This is a genomic window from Bacteroides bouchesdurhonensis (assembly GCF_900155865.1).
Lineage (GTDB): Bacteria > Bacteroidota > Bacteroidia > Bacteroidales > Bacteroidaceae > Bacteroides > Bacteroides bouchesdurhonensis.
Genome location: NZ_LT707013.1, coordinates 1 through 2182 on the forward strand (window position 1 = coordinate 1; position 2182 = coordinate 2182).

The 2182-nt window shown below is 35.5% G+C and carries 2 protein-coding genes and 1 pseudogene; all 3 read right to left on the reverse strand.

The annotated features are described in order from the left end of the window. A pseudogene (locus CZ225_RS22675) lies at positions 1 to 430 on the reverse strand (hypothetical protein); the annotation flags it as partial. Between the two features lie 182 nt (positions 431 to 612). Continuing rightward, entirely contained in the window at positions 613 to 1173 is a 561-nt protein-coding gene (locus tag CZ225_RS22680; protein WP_077155967.1) for a hypothetical protein, read from the reverse strand. Between the two features lie 29 nt (positions 1174 to 1202). Continuing rightward, a partial coding sequence (locus CZ225_RS23075; protein ID WP_317045363.1) for an RHS repeat-associated core domain-containing protein occupies positions 1203 to 2182 on the reverse strand: 980 nt, incomplete at its 5' end.

Sequence of the window (2182 nt, forward strand, 5' to 3'; positions counted from 1 at the left end):
TGCTGCTGATGTTTCCATTATAGCAGGGAGTATTCCCCGTTATCGCCTCCTGATAATTGAGCGTCTGGCTGAACAACGTTCCCGTAATACTCTTCGTCCACGAACGGACGTTATACGCATACTCCGTCTTCAGTTTCGCCGTCAGCGTTCCTGTGAGCAACCTTTTGACTCCCACTGTCCTGAGCTCATCATATCCCGCTACTTTTTCGTAAGCAGTGGCAGTACCCGAAGGGATGCCATTGGAACCGATAAAGTCATGGCGGTCATAATAATTTACGCTCAATACCGTTGGGGTAGCCAGGGTGACTTGGGAGGGAAGCGTATATCCTTTCAGGTCATTGGTATGACTTGTTCCCTTGAGCCGAGTAGCCTTTAAGTAAGTATTGTTACCATAATTATATGTATTTAAATCAGAGGCAAAGGCATTCAATGGAAGAACTATTTATAGGGGGAGTTTACCGAATGCTTACTATTATAAAAGGTATTCTTACTAGGATAAGTTATCACATAAGAAATCATACCCTGATATATGTTACCTTAATTAGACAACTTATATCAGGGTAATATAGTGGTAAATATCAGGATAATTATTAACTTAAATGATCTATATGTTTATTCTATACAGTATCCATAAGAAGTGTTTATTAGACTATCATTTCTATACTCATACCACCAATACATTTCTCCTCCTTCAAAAGGCATATCTATTTGATATTTCTTGGGATCAATACAAGGAATTGATATAATTTCACCTGTTTTGGCAAATAAAGCATTAAGATATTTTCCTTTAAAATAAAAATCATATCCTTTATAATAAAATATAGCATCAGTCCATTTCGCATGATTTTCAAATTTTGGTGCATAAACTACACTAATCATTAAATATGGATAAGGTGATATTTCGTCTGTTCCAGAGATATATCCCTTATGTACACTAAAATTAAAAGCTGTTTTTTCTTTCAATCCATGATACATTGGGCATTGTTCTGTTTTCATTATAATAGAGTCTAATACAGGATATAGAGATTCACTAGCCTTGTATATTTCCAGATCTTTTGTGATAAAATCTTTATTTTTATAAGGACGAAATTTTATAAATTCTTCCTTATATGATTTACATCCAAAAAGTAATGAAAATCCTAAAATTATCAATAAGAAAACTAATGATTTCATGATATCTAATTTTATTGTACACATCAATGTTAGTATTTATAATATTTCCCTTGAAAAAGAATTCTAAATTTAGCTTGGGGGGATCGTGTCAATATATTACTGGCGTGTCCCTTGTCGGAATCAGAAGCATTGACTGAAAATGGATGAATATGATCATCACGAATAACTCTGAATCCTCTATCTAAATATTTTTGTTTTTGATAAAATCCCATTCGAATAGTTCTAGCTTCATGACTTGTTCCCAGTAAATTAATCTTGTTTCCCTGTCCGTCCATCATGAATGTATTTCCCCATTCTACTTTCGTATTTTTATCTAAGAAATTCATAATTGCCTGAGCCTCTTCATCATTTTTTATTTCATAAGAATGATTAGAAACTTTTTCACCCGTTTCGTATCCATCCAATGTATGTAAAACGCCTGTGATTGTTTTTGCGCTAAAGTTGTGATTAACTGATTTTTCAATCAAAATTCCTTTACTTGTTTTAATGCCGGTTTTGTCACCAGATTCATCATAATCTTCTGTTCTATCAGGCGAAAAGAGTTTCATGTTATATAACACATTATACCTATTACCACCTATATCATTCACTTTCCTGAAGAAACCATTTTCATCAACAGTATAACCAGTATACCACATTCCACTTGGATCAATTCTTTTTATTGGATTATTGCCACAGTAAACATAAGGGTCGGTTAGATAATATTTCTCACTCATCGGATCCACCACATGCCATCTCCCTATCGCCGCATCATAGTGTCTCGCCCCATAATCATACCAATTCAACCCATTCTTCTGATCCAACTCTTTCCCATTATACTTGTAAGGCTGAACACTAGCTGTAGAAGTGAAAGTCCCCCCAAATGGATAATAAGCATTCGTCTCCTCCACATTGCCATCCTTATCCGCTACCACACGGGTATTCCCCTGATGATCCTTCAAATAGAAATGGAACTTCCTGTCCGGGAAACTCACATACCCCGCCTCATTGAGCAGCATCCTCAACACCC